A 15,026-nucleotide genomic window follows, 5' to 3' on the forward strand; every position below is an offset into this window, starting at 1 on the left:
AGTCGGATCGCCGGTCCGTCACCGCGGGACCGCGGCTCACTGCGCGCGGATCACGGCGGCCGGTGGTGTACGCAGGGCCCGGCGGGTGGGCAGTTCGACGGTGAGGAAGGCCGTGGCGGTGACCAGGAGGGCGAGGGCGGGCAGCAGCCACGCCGGGCCCGCGGGCCACGGCCGGTCGAGGAAGCCCTGGCCGAGGAGGGCGAGCGGGACCGCGGACAGCAGCAGGGCCGCGGCCAGGGCGGTGGCGGCGGCCACCGCGGCCTCGCGGCGCATCATCGCGCGGACCTGCCGCGGCGTCGTGCCGCCCAGACGCAGCGCGGCCATCTCGACCCGGCGCTGCGCGGTGGCGGCGACCAGCTTGGTGGCGATGCCGAGCAGGAGGTACGCGAGCAGCACGACGATGGTGACGAGGTTGATCCACACCTCCGGCGGGGCGTCCTTCAGGCCGGTCGCGGCGGCGGGGCGGGCGTCCTCGAGCGCCAGACCGGGGCGGGCCGCGACGAGGGCCGTGAGGGCCTGCCGGGCCGCCGGGGTGCCGTCGGTGCGCACCAGGATGCTCTGGTCGAGCGTGGCCGTGGTGTGGCCGGCGGCCAGATCGTGCGACAGGACCAGCGAGCCGAAGCCGAGCCCGCGGGAGTAGACGGCGACCACGGTGGCGGTGACATGCGCGCCGTCCCCGAGGACCAGGCCGATCCGGTGGCCCACCTCGGCCGAACGCGAGCGGGCCGCGTCGCTGCTGACGGCGACGGTGGCACCGGTCAGACGGGCCAGGCTGCCCCCGCGGACCCCGAGGTCGAGGACGCCCGCCGCGCCGGGAGTGAGGATCATCGCAGGGTCCGACTCGGTGTCCGTGTCGCCGAACTGCCGGTACGGCCACACCACGGTGGTCGTGCCGACCGGTGCCGCCGCCCGTACGCCGGGCGAGTCCCGTACGGCGCTCAGCACGCCGTCGGGCAGACCGCCCAGGCCCGGAGCGGTCAGCCGCTGCTGGGCGAGGGTCCCGGTGCGGGTGTCCTGAGCGGTGGCGGCCAGCACGGTGGTCTGGGTGAAGGTGTAGGTCAGGACGAAGACCACGGCCATCGCCAGGCTGCTGACGATCCCCGCGTTGCGCAGGGCGTACGCGCGGACGTTGGACATCGCCAGCCAGGCCGGCGCGGAGGAGCCGGCGACCGTACGGCGGGACGCGGCGGTGCCGATGGCCCGCATCAGCGCCGGACCCGCGAGGGCCAGCCCGATCGCGCCGAGGACACCCGCGAGAGACGTGGCGGTGGCGCCGGCGACGGTGCGGGCGAACAGCGGCGCGACCGACAGCCCGGTGGCCGCGACGACGAGCAGCAGGCCCGCGCGGGTGCGGGCCTTCGACGGGGTACGGGGCTCGCTGCGGGACTCGGCGACCGCCTCGACGGCCGGCCGGCGGGAGGTGCGCCAGGCCGCGCCCCGAGCGGCGAGCTGCACGCACAGGACCGTCAGCAGGACGGTTGCGAGCGCGGGCAAGGGGCTTACCGTCAGGGGCAGTTCGGACGGTATGACACCCAGGTCGGCCAGCAGCCGCCGGAACCGGTCGGCCAGCAGGTAGCCCGCGGCCACGCCGGGTACCAGGGCCACGCCTGCGACCACGGTGGCCTGCGCGGCGGCGAACCGCCGGATCTGCCGGGGAGTCGCGCCGATGGCCCGCATCAGGGCCAGGTCGCGGCGCTGCCCGTCCACCGACACGGTCAGCGCGCTCGCCGTCACGAACCCGGTGATCAGCAGGACCACCCCGGCCAGTGAGCCCGCGAGCAGCAGCAGCAGCGAGCGGGACGCGCCGGCCCCGGGCGAGACCAGGTCCCCGCGGGCGGCACCGGTGACGGCCACCAGTCCGCTGCCCTTCAGCTTCGTACGGACCTCGGCGGCGACCCGGTCCCGTGCGCCCGGCGCGGTCCGCAGCCCGACGAGGTCGACGGTGCCGGCCCGGGGGCCGCTGTCGCGGCCGGACAGCCGTACGGCGGTCGGGTCGTCGAAGAGGATGCCCGCGTCCGGAGCGTCGACCACCGCCGAGACGCGGTAGCCGGCGGCGGGGCGGCCGCCGGCCACCACCTGGACCCGGTCGCCCACGCGTACGCCCGCCGCGACGGCGACGGCGCTGTCCACCGCGACCTCGCCCGATCCGGCCGGTGCTCGGCCGGCCAGGTGCGCGGCGGCGAGCAGCCGTGCCGACGACCAGCCGTGTCCGGCCGTCGCCGGGTCGCTGCTCCCGGCCACGACCGCGCCGCGGCCGTTCAGCACCGCCGCGGGGAAGCCGATGTCGCCGGCCGCCGCCGTCACCCCCGGCAGCCCGGACAGTTCGGCGGTCAACCGGGCCGGTATGCCGCGGCGTTCGGGAAGCGCGATCGGCAGGTCGCCGCTCGGGTGGTACTCCTGGGAAGCGGCGACCACGACGTCCGCGCCGGCCAGGCGGCCGGCCGGCAGATGGGACCGCAGTCCGGACTCGGCCAGCACCCCGGTGCCGGTGACCAGGGCGGCGCTGCCGAGCACCGCGCAGGCCACGGCGGCCGGCGCCGTGAGCCGCTGCCCCGCCAGGCGGGCCGCCAGACGGAACATGCCGTTCACGCCGCTCACACCTCTCCCAACTCGACGAGACGGCGGGCCAGCGCGGGGGCGGTCGGCTCGTCGACGGCCTCGACCACCCGGCCGTCGGCCATCACCAGCGCCCGGTGCGCCCGAGCCGCGGCGGCCGGGTCGTGGGTGACCATCACGACCGTCTGGGCCAGGTCGTCGACGAGTTCCCGCAGCAGGCCCAGGACCTCGTGGGCGCTGCGCAGATCCAGCGCGCCGGTCGGCTCGTCGGCGAACACGACGGCGGGCCTTGCCACCAGGGCCCGGACGACGGCGGCCCGTTGCTGCTGCCCGCCGGACAGTTCGGCGGGCCGGTGCGCCAGCCGGTCGGCCAGCCCCACCCGCGCCACCAGCGTCCGCAGCCAGTCCCGGTCCGGGGCGCGGCCCGCCAGCCGCAGCGGCAGCGTGATGTTGTCCTCGACACTGAGGGAGGGGATCAGGTTGTACGCCTGGAACACGAACCCCACCCGCTCGCGGCGCAGTTCGGTACGGCGGGTCTCATTGAGCCCGCTGATCTCCCGGCCGTCGATGCGGATGCTCCCCGAGGTCGGGGCGTCGAGTCCGGCGGCACAGTGCATCAGCGTGCTCTTGCCGGAGCCCGAGGGCCCCATCACGGCGAGGAAGGTGCCCCGCGCCACGGTCAGCGACACGTCGTCGAGGGCGCGTACGCCTGCCGCGTACTCCTTGCTGACGTGCGCGAGGGCGATGGCGTTCACCGGCGTCCCCGCTGGTGGGCCACGACGAGGGTGACGCCGCAGACCACGGTGACGGCTCCGCAGGCCAGGTGCACCCAGGTGTGCGCGGCGCCGTAGGAGGCGGCCATGTTGACGACGGCACTGAGCACGGCCAGCGTCCACAGCATCGGGCGGAGGACGTCGCCGCGGGCGAGGCGGCCGGGTTCGGTCGGTGGGTTCGGCATGGGGGCTGCTCCGGGGGTCTCGTGCGGTCCGCGCTGTCGTCACCGACGCTAGGGACCAGCACCCCTGCCTGCCGATCCCGCAGGGTGCCCGGCAGGAGGTACAGCCTGCTGTACTTCCCACCGCCGCGGCCGCCCCGCGCACCGGCGGACGGCTAGGGTCGTCCGGGACGAAGCACGGACCGAGCAGGCAGCGCACGGGCCGGGAAAGAGGCCGGATGGACACCCCGCAGCACCCCGCGGCCGCCCACCGGGGCGATGGCCTGCGGGACACCGCCCTGCGGGCGCTGCGCACCGCGGGCACCTCGATCGGCCGGCTCGTCTCCGGGCTCGGCACGGCGCTGCCGGCCCTGCTGGTGCTGCTCTGGGCGGCCGTCACCGCCGTGACGAGCCTGGCCGGGGTGGGCCTGCTCATGGCACCCGCCGTGCTGCGCGCGCTGCACGCCCTGGCCGGGCGGGAACGCAAGCGGCTCGGCCGCTGGGGGCCGGAGGTCATCGCTCCCGACCCGCCGCCGACGCGGCTGCGGCTCGCGCTGGCCGACCCCACCACCCGGCGCGAGCTGCGCTGGCTGGTCCGGCACGCCACCCTGGGGCTCCTGCTGGGGCTGTTCGGTGTCTTCCTGCCGATCTCCGCGGTCCGGGACACCGCCTTCCCGCTCTACTGGCGGTTGGCTCCCACCGACGCCACCGCAACCTCCCTCGGGATCGGCGTCGCGCACTCGTGGCCGGACGCCCTCGCCGTGGGCCTGCTGGGGCTGGGCTGGATCACCATCCTCCTCGGTCTCGGCCCCGGGATGGCCCGGCTCCAGGCCCGGCCCGGACGGCAGCTCCTCACCGCCGGGCCCGACGTCGATCTCTCGCTGCGCGTGGCGGAGTTGACGGCCACCCGGGCCGCCGCCCTGGACGCCCACGCCGCCGAACTGCGCCGCATCGAGCGGTCCCTGCACGACGGCACGCAGAACCGTATCGTCAGCGTCACCGTCCTGGTCGGTGCCGCCCGCCGCATGGTGGCCCGCGACCCGGCCGGCGCCGGCGAACTCCTGGAGCGCGCCCAGTCCGCCGCCGAACAGGCCCTCGCGGAACTGCGTACGGTCGCCCGGAGCATCCTGCCCCCGGTGCTGGCCGACCGCGGCCTGGCCAGCTCGCTGGCCGGACTCGCGGCGAACTGCGCGGTGCCGTGCCGGATCGACATCGACGTACCCGAACGGTGCGCCGCCTCCGTCGAGGCGACCGCCTACTTCGTCGTCGCCGAGGCACTCACCAACGTCGCCAAGCACAGCGATGCCCGGCAGGCCACCGTCACGGCCCGCAGCCGCGGGGGACGGCTGCGCGTGCGCGTCGAGGACGACGGCCACGGTGGCGCCGAGGGCCCCTCGCCCGCCGGCCCGCGGGGCGAGGGCGGCGGCTCCGGGCTCAGGGGCATCCGCAGCCGCGTCGCGGCACTTGACGGTAGCCTCCTGCTGACCAGCCCGCCCGGCGGCCCGACAACCCTCGAAGTGGACCTTCCCTGTGGATCGTGACCTGCGGATCGTGATAGCCGAGGACGACCCGTTGCTCCGCGAGGGCCTGGCCCTGCTGCTGCGCGCCGAGGGCCTGGACGTGGTGGCCACCGCCGGCACCCCCGACGGGGCGCTGGCGGCCATCGACGAGCACCAGCCGCACGTCGCCATCCTCGATGTGCGCATGCCGCCGACCCACACCGACGAGGGCATCGTCGCCGCGGTCGAGGCCCGGCGCAGGCGGCCCGGCCTGGCCGTCCTCGTGCTGTCCGCGTACGTCGAGCAGAGCTTCGCGACCGAGTTGCTCGTCGGCGGCGCCGGCGGCCTCGGGTACCTGCTCAAGGAACGCGTGGGCCGGGTGGAGGAGTTCCTGGACGCCCTGCACCGGGTGGCGTCCGGCGGCACCGCCATCGACCCGGAGGTCGTCGCGCAGCTCTTCACCCGCTCCCGCCAGGACTCCCGGCTGGAACGCCTCAGCCCCCGCGAGCGCGAGGTGCTCGCCCTGATGGCCGAGGGGCTGGGCAACAGCGGCATCGCGGCACGGCTCGTCGTCACGGACGGCGCGGTCCACAAGCACATCCGCAGCATCTTCGCCAAGCTCGACCTGTCGCCGGCCGACCAGGTCGATCGCAGGGTCGCCGCGGTCCTGCACTACCTGGAGGGCGCCGGCCGCCTGGCCTGAGCACACCGTCTGGCCTGGGCCCGCCCTGCCGTCCCGTCGGGGACGACGTGTGCGGGGCCGGGTCAGCAGGCGCTCACCGGCCCCGTCCGACCGCGCGGCGCAGATCGTCGGCGTAGGCCCGGGGCTGCTCCCAGGCGGCGAAGTGCCCTCCGGCGGGGTGTTCCACGTAGTCGAGGACGTTGAGGAACACCTCGGCGTAGCTGCGTGGCTCCGGCTTGGTGTCGTGCGCGAAGACGGAGAGCACCGTCGGCGTGTCGATCCGGTCGGGGAGGGCGACCGGTTCGGCGTAGGTGCCGAGGGACGTGCCGATCGTGCCGGTGACCCAGTAGGCGGTGACCCAGGTGAGCAGTTCGTCCGGTGTGAACGCGGACCCGTCGGACCAGGACCGCAGTTTCTCGACGATCCAGGCCGCGAGCCCGGCGGGGGAGTCACCGAGGGCGACGGCGAGCGTGTTGGGCTTCGTCGACTGCTGCGCGATGTAGCCGCCTTCGGCCCGGAACCACTGTGCCGACCTGCGGAGGTAGGCGGCCGCGTCCGGGGCGAGACCGGCGGGGTCCGCCGTGACGGCGCGCTGCGGGGCGACGTTCGTGAGGTGCAGGGCGGCCACCCGGTCCGGATGCCGGGCCGCGAGGAGCTCGGCGACGGTGCCGCCCACGTCCCCACCGGACACCGTGTACCGCCGGTGCCCGAGTTCCTCCAGGGCGTCTGCCACGACCCCGGCGATCTGGCCGGCCGACATGCCCGGACCGGTGACCGGGGCGGCGAACGGGAACCCCGGCAGCGCGGGAACCACCACGTGCATGTCGCTCAGGAGGGGCAGCACGCGCTCGAACCGCAGCACCGAGTCCGGCCAGCCGTGCAGCAGCACCACGACCGGGGCGCCGGGGTCCGCGGACCGTTGGTGGATCACGCGCAGGTCGGTGCCGCCCGCCCGCACCGTCACCCACGGATACGCGTCGATGCGGCGCTCGTGCCTGCCCCAGTCGTAGCCGTCCGCCCAGTACTCCAGCAGTTCGTCGAGTTCGGTGCGGGTGATGCCCCGAGCAGCGTCGTCATCCCAGGGGGTCGCGACCCGCCGCGTCCGCCGGAGCCGGTCCCGTATCTCGTCATCCATGTGTATCAGCGTACACATGGGATGTGTATGGTGGTGCACATGAGGGTGCGAGACGCGGCCGCCACCAAGCGGAGAATCCTGGAGCACGCGAGACGGCAGTTCGCGCAGCACGGGTACACGGCCGCCACGGTCAAGGGCGTGGCCGACGCGGCCGGAGTGTCGCCCAACCTCATCACCCGCTACTTCGGCGGCAAGGAGGGCCTCTTCCTCGCGGCGACGCGGGTGGAGATCCCGGTCTCCGGCTCCTTCGACGGCGACCGGTCCACACTGGGCGCGCGCCTGGCGGCCAGCATCGTCGCACGCTGGTCCGGCCCGCCCGGGGAGGACCCGCTGCTCGTGCTGCAACGCGCCTCCGGCGAACGTCCGGAGGCCGCCGAAGCACTGGCCGCCTTCCTCGACGCGAACTCGCTGGAACCGCTGTACCGCTATCTGCGCGACAGCGGTCTGGACGACGCGGACGCCCGCGGCCGCGCCGCGGCGATCGACGCCTTCGTGCTCGGCGTCTCGACCCGCCGCCGGGTCCTGCGCCGCGACATCGGCGATCCGGCGGACCTCCAGGCATGGCTGGCCGCCACCATCCAGCGCCTGGCCGACGGGCGGTGAGAACCGGCCCCGAGGCGGAGCCGGGTGGGTGTCCTGGTCCCGGGGCGCCCGGGCGAACGCCCGGCAGCAGCTGAGTGGGTCCGGGTCCGTCAGAAGCGGGCGACCGTGTAGCGGTCGACGGCGGCGTCGTCGAGTTCGAAGCCCAGGCCGGGTCCGGTGGGGACGGTGAGGGCTCCGTCGCGGAACGCCGGCGGGTTGCGCAGGATCTGTTCACGGATGGGGTTGGGGAGCCGGTTGTACTCGTAGGTGCGCAGGTTGGGGATGGCGGCGCACAGTTGGAGCGCCGCGCACAGGCTGACCCCCGAGCCGACGCCATGTGGCGCGATGTCGACGTGGAAGGCGGAGGCGAGGGCAGCGAGCCGGGTGGCCTCGGTGATGCCGCCGCTACGGGCGACGTTCGGCATGAAGACGTCGATGGCGCGGTGCACCAGGGAGTCGCGCAGGTCGAACCGGGTGAAGTGGGTCTCGCCGTTGACGATGGTCAGGCCCGTGCGACGCCGCAGTTCGGCGAGGTTGGCCAGGTCGTCGACCTGGAGGGGTTCCTCGTACCAGGAGATGTCGAGGTCGCGCAGGACGGAGCCCACACGGGTCGCCTCGTCGAGGTCGTACGCGCAGTTGGCGTCGGTGAGGATGCCGATGTCCTCACCGACCGCGGCGCGGACCGCGTGCAGGTGGGCGCGGTCGGTGCGGGCACCGCGGCCGATCTTGACCTTGAGGGTCCGGAAACCCGCGTCGACGAAACCGCGTGCCTGAAGCGCCGAGTCCTGCGGATCGGCGTGCAGCGCGACGGGGCTCGCGTAGCACTCGACCCGTTCCCGGACCGGGCCACCGAGCAGGCGGTGGACGGGCACTCCGGCGTGCTTGCCCCGCAGATCCCACAGGGCCAGGTCGACTCCGGCGACGGCTTCGAGGTAGAACCCGCGGTTGTGGCCGCCCGCCGCCTGCCCCTGGAAGAGCCGTTCCCATACCGCGGTGGTGGCCAGGCCGTCCTGGCCGACCAGCAGCGGGGCCAGGACGGTGGCGACGACGGTGGCGGTGACCTCGGGGGAGGGCAGGCCGTAGCACTCCCCGATGCCGACGCTGCCGTCCTCGGCACGCACCTTGACCAGGGTGGCGTACTGGCCGTGCCGGGGCAGGACCCGGTGGCTGGACGCCGGGTAGCGCAGCCAGTCGGGGACGTCGTCGGGCGAGTCGTAGAGGTCGTCGAAGCTGGCCGACAGCGCCAGGACCTCGACTTCGGCGATACGAAGGGGGGCGTTGCTCACGGGGTTCTCCACGTGGTCGATGGCTGCTCGGGCAGATGCGCGGCCGTGCTCATGCGTTGATGGCGCCGAGAGCCCGGCTCTCCTCCTGGGAGGTCTCCCGGCCGGTGAAGACCGCGATCCGGGTCACGGCGCAGGTGCGGCGGGCGGAATCGGCCGCGCCGTCGCCGCCCGGCTCGCGGCGGACGGCCTGCGCGTGGCGGGGATCGACCTCGCGGACCCGCGGCTCCCGGGCGTCTCCTACCACCGCGCGGACGTGACCCGATCCGACGAGGTGGCGACCGCGGTGCGCGGGGCGGCCCGGGAGCACGGCGGGGTGGACGTCCTCGTCACCTGCGCGGGCGTGACCGAGGGCCGGCCGCTGCACCTCACCACCGAGCAGGAGTGGCACGCGGTACTGGCCGCCAACCTCACCTCGGTGTTCCTGTGCGTCCGCGAGGTACTGCCGGCCATGATCGAGGCGGGCGCCGGCGCGGTGGTGACCGTCGGCTCGGTGCTGCATCGCACGGCGGCGCCCGGCCTACCCGCCTACGCCGCGGCCAAGGGCGCGCTGGCCGCCCTCACCCGGCAGCTCGCGGTGGACTACGGGCCCCACGGAATCTCCTTCGTCACGGTCTCCCCGGGCTGGGTCCGCACCCCGGCCACCGAGTCGCGCCTCGACGGTGCGGAGGACCTCGGCAGGCTGCGCGAAAGCAATCCCATGCGCCTGCTCGCCACGCCCGAGCAGGTCGCGTCCGCGGTGGCCTTCGCCGCCTCGCCCGACGCGGTCCTGCTGGCGGGCGGTGAACTGGTCCTGGACGGCGGCGCGTCCGCGGTCAGTCCCGCCAGCCTGCTGAGGGACGGGCACCGGGAGCGGATGGGGCTGCCTCCGCTGCCCGGCGAGCCGTGACCGGCACGCGGCCGGGTCCACTGCGGAGAAGGCCCTTTTCCGGACTAAGAAGGCCGGGCCCCCGCTTGAGTACCGCGACGGGGAGCACCGGCGTCAGGTGTTCGTGAGCAGCGCCATGAAGCGGCTGTCTCCGTGACTACATCCGTTTCGTCCCCGAGTTCTGCGGCAGTGAGCCCTCCGCCTTGTCGTGGGGAGAACCGGTATGGTCCATCTGCCTCCAGGCCGGGAAGATCACCGGGCACAGCGTGGCGAGCAGATACGCACCGCCGACCGCCAGCAGCGAGAAGGGCTGGCCGGCCGAATCCACGAGGAAGCCCGCGACCAGTCCACCCAGCGGGGTGACCAGCTGGACCGAGACCGTGGTCGCGCTCAGCACGCGGCTGCGCAGGTCCTCCGGCACCGCCTCATAGGTCACGGTGGCCATGATGGGGTTGAGGACACCGAAGGCGAGACCCTCAACCGCCATGATCACGGCCAGCGGGGTGAAGGTATCGGTGAAGGCGGCCACCACAAAGCGCGGCAAACCCCCGATGAGAAAGGCGATCGTGAACACGGGCCACCGCCGAAAGCGGCTGCCCACCGCCCCATAAACCAGCGCCCCCGTGAGAGCGCAAACCCCGAACGCCGCGTTCAGCAGACCGAGATCGACGGCACCATCTAGCTCCTCACGGGCATGCACGGGCAGGAGCACGGCGCTCCATCCCTGGTCGAGGCCCCTGGTGACCAGCGTCATCAGGCACGGGCCCAGCAGCAGCGGCGTGGCCGCCACGAAGCGGTACCCTTCCGTGAGGTCACGACGGTAGGCACGCAGCGACGTCGGCTCGGCCCGTCGTTCGGCCTGCGCCTCGGGCAGGCCGCGCACTCCGAACGCGAACAGTGGCGCCGCCACGGCGAAAGTCGCGGCATCCACCAGCAGGACATTCTCGGCTCCGAGTACGGCGATCAGCACACCTCCGAGAGCGGATGCCGTCAGCGCCGCACAGCGTGCCGCACCGTCGTACAGCCCGGCAGCCCTGGTCAGCGGCATACCGGCGCGTTCAGCGAGCGTGGGCAACAGGACGCCGCGAGCGGTTTCACCGGGCGCACGGAACAGCCCTGTCATCGCCATCAGCACGCACAGCATCCAGAACTGCAGGATGCCGGCGAACTGCAGAAGCGGGATCGCCGCAACGGCGACCCCGCAGGCGAGATCCGAGGCGACACTCACCCGCCGTCGGCCCATCTGGTCGATGACCGGACCGCTGACGAGCGCGGCGAGCACTGCGGGCAGCAGTGTGCAGAACGCGACGATCCCGGCCTTGGCGGCGCTGCCCGTGCTCTGCAGCACGAACCACGGCACGCCCATGTATGTGAGGCAATTCCCTGCGATCGAGACGAGGTTGGCGGCAAGGACCGTTGCCAGAGGACGGCGATCAACCGTCCCGAAGTCTTCGGACACTACGGTGGTCTCCCACAAGAGGAAGCGCCCACCGTGAACGAAGCAGGTCAGCCGGTGGGCGAAGCGAAGTGGTCAGCGTCTGGCGCGCATGGCGAGGCGCACCGCGGTGCGGTGTTCACAAGCAGCGCCTCCAACACTTCGCCGGGATGACCACCCGGCATCTCCACGCATTGTGACCTCGGGCAGCAGCCCTCCGCAACGACGATCCGTCGCGATGGGCGAGCTCGATCTGCTGACCATCTGGATCTCGGAGAGCCGTGCTTCAACGCGCTAGGAAGAAAAACACCTACTCATCTGGCTGAGGCGGTGGTGCGTCGTCAGTGAAGACGGGCATGCCGAGGCCAACCAGTTGAGGGCGTCCGTCGGTGGGGGTGTTCTTGAGGCTCTTGAGTTTGGCCATCGCGGCGTCGAAGCTGACCAGAAGTCCCTCGACCTCGCCGAGCCAGCCGTTGGCGCGGGCCTCGCGGATGCGTTGACGGAGGTTCTGGATGATCTCGGTGAGGCGGGATTTCTGGCGGGGGTCCATCTGGAGGACTGGGCAGCGGATGCAGGCGTGCTCATGCTTGCAGGGGGTTCCGTAGGGACGCCCGCAAGTGCCGAGCGAGACCTTGCGGAGTTCGAAGTGCTGCTGGAAGTCGCGCCACTCCTGCGCGGTGGGCTCCCGGTATGCCTCGACGGGGCGTTCGGCCCGGCGGCGGTCGAGGAAGCCGCGGTAGGTGCGGATCAGGTCGTCCTGGAAGACCGCGAGGTATGCCTGAGTGGTCGTCAGGGTCTTGTGTCCGAGGATGCGGGCGGCGATGTGGACGGGCAGCCCGCCGGTCACGGCCTCTGGCCCATGACCTGCGCCTGCCGGTAATGGCGGCGCTGGAAGAGGTGCGGCAGCAGCGGCCCGGTGACGCGTTCGTGGTCGTCGTAGCGGGCGGTGAGCGGGATCTTGCCGCCGTTGGCGTCCCGGAGGCGTTTGATGATCGTGGCCAGGACGCTGGCCGGTTCCGGGCGGACCAGCAGCAGCCGTTCCTCGTTGCTCTTGGACGGCACGATCTGCAACAGCGGGACGATCTCGCCGGTGTCGGGGAGCTTGTAGGAGACCAGCGCGAGGTGCGTGATCTCGGTGAGTTCCTCGACGCGTACTCCGGTGTGCCGCAGGGCCTCGATGACAGCCCAAGCCCAGAACGCCTCGTCCTCGGCCATGCTCTGGTTGATCCGCTTCGCGCTGCCCTCCGCCTGGATGTAGACGTGCGGGGTGACGTGGTCGGGGCGGCTGGTGACCTTGTGGGCGGCGGGCAGAACCCGCAGATAGCGGGCGCCCTCGTGCTCGAAGTACGTATCGAACTCGGCGGCCTTCGCGGCCGCCAGCAGCGCGGCGGTCTCGTCCCGCTCACGCTCAGCGGCTACGACCAGGCGCCCGAGGTGGGGGAGGCGCTCGCGGACCCGCTGGTGCATGTGCGCCTGCGTCTGGGCCACGGCCTTGAGGTTGCCCGCGCCGTCGCCCCGGCGGATCGGGCTGGGACAGGCCCACTGGACCTAGAACGGATCTTCGTGTGCCCATTCCTGAATGTCGAGGGAGAAGCCGCGGATGCGCATCATGACGTCGTAGCGGGAGCGGCGCTCCACCACCTCGCCGCTCTTGTTGACGGGCCAGGCCGACGAAGGTGCCGTAGTCGACATCGGGAGGGCGTTCTTCGAGGTAGCGGACCAGCAGGTTGCGCACGGGCGTGCACTGAAGGTTGTGGAAGTCGACCAGTTCGGCGGTGGGGCGCTGGCTGTGCCGCAGCGCGTCCTTGAGGGTGACCTTGGAGTGGATCGCCCCGGCGCCGCGGAGCAGATCCCAGGCGCTGTGGGTGCCGTCGTAGGAGTAGCCGATGGCCCGCCGTCCCCAGGCCCGCCTCGAAGGCGTCCTCGGCGGTGAGCTGGTCGGGGTCGCGGCCGGTGTGCAGGATCATCTTGGAGAGCACGCGCAGGCCCTCGTCGAGGTGTCGGCCCGTCATGCCCGGCCCGCTTCCGTGGCGGCGCATCTGCTCCGGCGTCCCGGCCCGGAACATGTGCTGGACGTCCTTGAACGGCGCCATGGCCTTGTAGCCGCGCAGGAACTCGTAGTCGGGCAGCACGACGCGGCTGATGAACATGCTGTTCAGGCCGCTCAGCAGCGCCGAGCGGCGACCCTGGTAGCTGTGACCGTTGTCGGTCCGGGCGAGCAGCTGCTCGATCCAGTCCTTGCCGCGATCGGCGTCTGCCGCCCTCCAGCGGGCCTGCCAGCCGTCCCCGGGGTGCGTCAGGAGCCCGTCGAGGACCTGCCCGGCCCCGATCACCCGGTTGCGGCCCAGCATCCGGCCGTTGGTGTAGTCCTGCGCCGGCCAGACCGGGCAGAGGGGCAGCAGGGCCAGGACGTCGTCGCGTTCCAGGTGCTCGTGGGGGCCGGATGCTCCTGAACACGACGGATGACCTGGGCTTCCTCCTCCACCAGGTAGACATCCGCCGTGGTGGACAGGTGGGCGTGACCAAGGATCGTCTGCATGTCCCGCAGCGACAGACTCTCGTCGCGCGCCATGCGCAGGGCGGCCGTGTGACGCAGGTCGTGCATCGACCAGTTCGTGCCCAGCAGCGCGTTGACCCGGCGGAACACCGCCCGAAGCGCCTCGTAATCCATGACCTGGTAGGCCAGCCCGCTGCCGTGGTCACGGCGGCGCAGGGTCCACCGCAGCGGGGCCTGCGGGTCCAGCGGCGGTCCTTCGGCCAGGTAGAGGCGAATCCAGATGAACGCCTCCGGGCTGGCGGGCAGCCACCGCTCGGCGAGCGTGCCCTTGCGCACGACCTTCACGAGCTGGTCACCCCAGTCGAGATCGACCCCGCGCACGCCCAGCAGTTCCGAGGCGCGGGCGCCGTTGCTGACGGCCAGGGCCAGGATCACCCGGTCCCGGTTCGAGCGCAGAGCCGCGAACAGCTCGTTCCACCGCTCGTCGGGCATCGGCCGCGGGCGCCGCTTGGGGAACTGCGGGTTGTCGCGCAGCCGTCCCTCGCCCCGGTAGGGCTCCAGCGGATTGTGGTCGGCATGCGGTCGGCGCCGGTCCGACCGCGTCAGCGGCACCGGGTTGACCACCGGCCGCCGCCGGTCTCGATCCAGAAGTCGTAGCAGCTGCGCAGCACCGCGTTGCTGTGCCGGATCGTCCGCGGCTTGTAGAGGTCGTCCAGGTACGTCTTCTTCGTGATCGGCGTGTCTCCCGTTAGTCCGGTCAACGTCCCGGAGAACAGGCCGGCGTTCCGAGCGGCCGGGCGGATATCGCATACGATGAACGCATGGCGGAGAACAGCTGGGCCGTGCGGCTGCCCACGGTGAAGAGCAAGGCCGACCTGGTCTACGACACCTTGCGTCAGGCCATCGTCACCGGGGATCTGCGGTCCGGCGAGCGCGTCAACATGGACGAGCTCGCACGGAACCTGGGCGTCAGCAAGATCCCCATCCGCGAAGCCGTCAAGCGCCTGGAATCCGACGGCCTGCTCACTTCCCACCTGCACGCGGGCGTCACCGTCGCCGAGATCGACAAGACCGAGATGCGAGGCGTCTTCCTCGCCCGTGAGGCGATCGAGACCCTCGTCGCCCGGCTCGCCGCGGAGCGGGTGGACGACGAACTGCTGACCGGGCTGGCACAGGCCCAGGCCGCGATGCGCACCGAGCTCGACCAGGGCGCGATCGAGCGCCTGCCCGAACTCAACTCCGACTTCCACCGGCTCCTGTCCGAGGCCAGCGGCTACCGCATCCTCGCCGAACTCACCGAGCAGTTGCTGATGACCATCCGCCGTTACCGCATCACCATGCCCCGTGACGCGCAGAACTGGCAGGCGGTCCTCGAGGAGCACGAGGCCATCATCGCGGCGCTGCGCCAGGGCGACCCGGAAGCAGCCGCGGCCGCCGCCCGGCACCACACAGCCTCCCAGGCCGGCCACGAAGTCGCCGACGGCAACTGACTTCCCGGGGCGGGCCGGTAGAACGTTCGGTGCCAGCCCTGAGGGCCCGGCGGATGCTGGTCCGC

General features: G+C 72.8%; 17 protein-coding genes. 5 read left to right on the plus strand and 12 right to left on the minus strand.

Annotated features, from left to right (window positions below; translation table 11 throughout):
* Window positions 1-36: 36 nt before the first annotated feature.
* The 3 genes from WA788_RS33430 to WA788_RS33440 are packed head-to-tail and all read right to left on the minus strand — an operon-like array spanning window position 37 to window position 3,514.
* Window positions 37-2,580 (minus strand): FtsX-like permease family protein, encoded by a 2,544-nt coding sequence (locus WA788_RS33430; protein ID WP_335984055.1) that lies wholly within the window; start codon window positions 2,578-2,580, stop codon window positions 37-39.
* Window positions 2,581-2,594: 14 nt separating this feature from the next.
* Window positions 2,595-3,311 (minus strand): ABC transporter ATP-binding protein, encoded by a 717-nt coding sequence (locus WA788_RS33435; protein WP_335984027.1) that lies wholly within the window; start codon window positions 3,309-3,311, stop codon window positions 2,595-2,597.
* Complete coding sequence (locus WA788_RS33440) at window positions 3,308-3,514, minus strand: hypothetical protein (RefSeq protein WP_335984029.1); 207 nt, start codon at window positions 3,512-3,514, stop codon at window positions 3,308-3,310. The genes WA788_RS33435 and WA788_RS33440 overlap by 4 nt, the downstream gene beginning before the upstream one ends.
* Window positions 3,515-3,729: 215 nt before the next feature.
* Here WA788_RS33440 and WA788_RS33445 point away from each other — a divergent pair, with 215 nt between their 5' ends.
* Together WA788_RS33445 and WA788_RS33450 are read left to right on the plus strand one after the other, a co-directional pair.
* Complete coding sequence (locus WA788_RS33445) at window positions 3,730-5,031, plus strand: sensor histidine kinase (RefSeq protein WP_335984031.1); 1,302 nt, start codon at window positions 3,730-3,732, stop codon at window positions 5,029-5,031.
* A gap of 1 nt (window position 5,032) precedes the next feature.
* A complete protein-coding gene (locus WA788_RS33450; RefSeq protein ID WP_335984057.1) occupies window positions 5,033-5,692 on the plus strand; it encodes a response regulator transcription factor in 660 nt (219 codons plus the stop codon).
* Between the two features lie 73 nt (window positions 5,693-5,765).
* On the opposite strand, the gene WA788_RS33455 is transcribed toward WA788_RS33450, so the two are convergent.
* Window positions 5,766-6,806 (minus strand): epoxide hydrolase family protein, encoded by a 1,041-nt coding sequence (locus WA788_RS33455; protein WP_335984033.1) that lies wholly within the window; start codon window positions 6,804-6,806, stop codon window positions 5,766-5,768.
* A gap of 39 nt (window positions 6,807-6,845) precedes the next feature.
* Here WA788_RS33455 and WA788_RS33460 point away from each other — a divergent pair, with 39 nt between their 5' ends.
* A complete protein-coding gene (locus WA788_RS33460) occupies window positions 6,846-7,409 on the plus strand; it encodes a helix-turn-helix domain-containing protein (RefSeq protein WP_335984035.1) in 564 nt (187 codons plus the stop codon).
* A gap of 89 nt (window positions 7,410-7,498) precedes the next feature.
* On the opposite strand, the gene WA788_RS33465 is transcribed toward WA788_RS33460, so the two are convergent.
* Entirely contained in the window at window positions 7,499-8,674 is a 1,176-nt protein-coding gene (locus WA788_RS33465) for a mandelate racemase/muconate lactonizing enzyme family protein (protein WP_335984037.1), read from the minus strand.
* Between the two features lie 49 nt (window positions 8,675-8,723).
* On the minus strand, window positions 8,724-8,918 hold the full coding sequence (locus tag WA788_RS33470; protein WP_335984059.1) for a hypothetical protein: 195 nt from the start codon (window positions 8,916-8,918) through the stop codon (window positions 8,724-8,726).
* Between WA788_RS33470 and WA788_RS33475 the strand changes: the two genes are divergently transcribed.
* Complete coding sequence (locus tag WA788_RS33475) at window positions 8,868-9,560, plus strand: SDR family NAD(P)-dependent oxidoreductase (RefSeq protein WP_335984039.1); 693 nt, start codon at window positions 8,868-8,870, stop codon at window positions 9,558-9,560. The two genes, WA788_RS33470 and WA788_RS33475, sit on opposite strands and share 51 nt — an antisense overlap.
* Window positions 9,561-9,696: 136 nt before the next feature.
* Here WA788_RS33475 and WA788_RS33480 read toward each other — a convergent pair whose 3' ends face one another.
* The 6 genes from WA788_RS33480 to WA788_RS33505 form a co-directional block, all read right to left on the minus strand.
* Window positions 9,697-10,998: an MFS transporter gene (locus tag WA788_RS33480; RefSeq protein ID WP_335984041.1), complete on the minus strand. Its 1,302-nt coding sequence runs from the start codon at window positions 10,996-10,998 to the stop codon at window positions 9,697-9,699.
* A 286-nt stretch (window positions 10,999-11,284) separates the two neighbouring features.
* Window positions 11,285-11,821 carry an integrase gene (locus tag WA788_RS33485; RefSeq protein ID WP_335984043.1) on the minus strand — a complete coding sequence of 179 codons (537 nt, stop codon included), beginning with the start codon at window positions 11,819-11,821 and terminating at the stop codon, window positions 11,285-11,287.
* Window positions 11,818-12,462, minus strand: a complete 645-nt coding sequence (locus WA788_RS33490; RefSeq protein ID WP_335984045.1) for a hypothetical protein — start codon at window positions 12,460-12,462, stop codon at window positions 11,818-11,820. The genes WA788_RS33485 and WA788_RS33490 overlap by 4 nt, the downstream gene beginning before the upstream one ends.
* A gap of 60 nt (window positions 12,463-12,522) precedes the next feature.
* Window positions 12,523-12,666 carry a hypothetical protein gene (locus WA788_RS33495; RefSeq protein ID WP_335984047.1) on the minus strand — a complete coding sequence of 48 codons (144 nt, stop codon included), beginning with the start codon at window positions 12,664-12,666 and terminating at the stop codon, window positions 12,523-12,525.
* Window positions 12,667-13,303: 637 nt separating this feature from the next.
* On the minus strand, window positions 13,304-14,083 hold the full coding sequence (locus WA788_RS33500; RefSeq protein ID WP_335984049.1) for a tyrosine-type recombinase/integrase: 780 nt from the start codon (window positions 14,081-14,083) through the stop codon (window positions 13,304-13,306).
* Window positions 14,074-14,232 carry a hypothetical protein gene (locus WA788_RS33505; protein ID WP_335984051.1) on the minus strand — a complete coding sequence of 53 codons (159 nt, stop codon included), beginning with the start codon at window positions 14,230-14,232 and terminating at the stop codon, window positions 14,074-14,076. The genes WA788_RS33500 and WA788_RS33505 overlap by 10 nt, the downstream gene beginning before the upstream one ends.
* Window positions 14,233-14,292: 60 nt before the next feature.
* Between WA788_RS33505 and WA788_RS33510 the strand changes: the two genes are divergently transcribed.
* Window positions 14,293-14,961: a GntR family transcriptional regulator gene (locus WA788_RS33510; protein WP_335984053.1), complete on the plus strand. Its 669-nt coding sequence runs from the start codon at window positions 14,293-14,295 to the stop codon at window positions 14,959-14,961.
* Window positions 14,962-15,026: the final 65 nt, after the last annotated feature.

Source organism: Streptomyces sp. CA2R106, assembly GCF_037034245.1.
Lineage (GTDB): Bacteria > Actinomycetota > Actinomycetes > Streptomycetales > Streptomycetaceae > Actinacidiphila.

Excerpts from the sequence above, each read along its gene's own strand:
- WA788_RS33495 (WP_335984047.1), bottom strand. The coding sequence starts at position 12,666 with ATGTCGACTACGGCACCTTCGTCGGCCTGGCCCGTCAACAAGAGCGGC.
- WA788_RS33455 (WP_335984033.1), bottom strand. The coding sequence starts at position 6,806 with ATGGATGACGAGATACGGGACCGGCTCCGGCGGACGCGGCGGGTCGCG.
- WA788_RS33430 (WP_335984055.1), bottom strand. The coding sequence starts at position 2,580 with ATGTTCCGTCTGGCGGCCCGCCTGGCGGGGCAGCGGCTCACGGCGCCG.
- WA788_RS33510 (WP_335984053.1), top strand. The coding sequence starts at position 14,293 with ATGGCGGAGAACAGCTGGGCCGTGCGGCTGCCCACGGTGAAGAGCAAG.
- WA788_RS33440 (WP_335984029.1), bottom strand. The coding sequence starts at position 3,514 with ATGCCGAACCCACCGACCGAACCCGGCCGCCTCGCCCGCGGCGACGTC.
- WA788_RS33460 (WP_335984035.1), top strand. The coding sequence starts at position 6,846 with ATGAGGGTGCGAGACGCGGCCGCCACCAAGCGGAGAATCCTGGAGCAC.
- WA788_RS33445 (WP_335984031.1), top strand. The coding sequence starts at position 3,730 with ATGGACACCCCGCAGCACCCCGCGGCCGCCCACCGGGGCGATGGCCTG.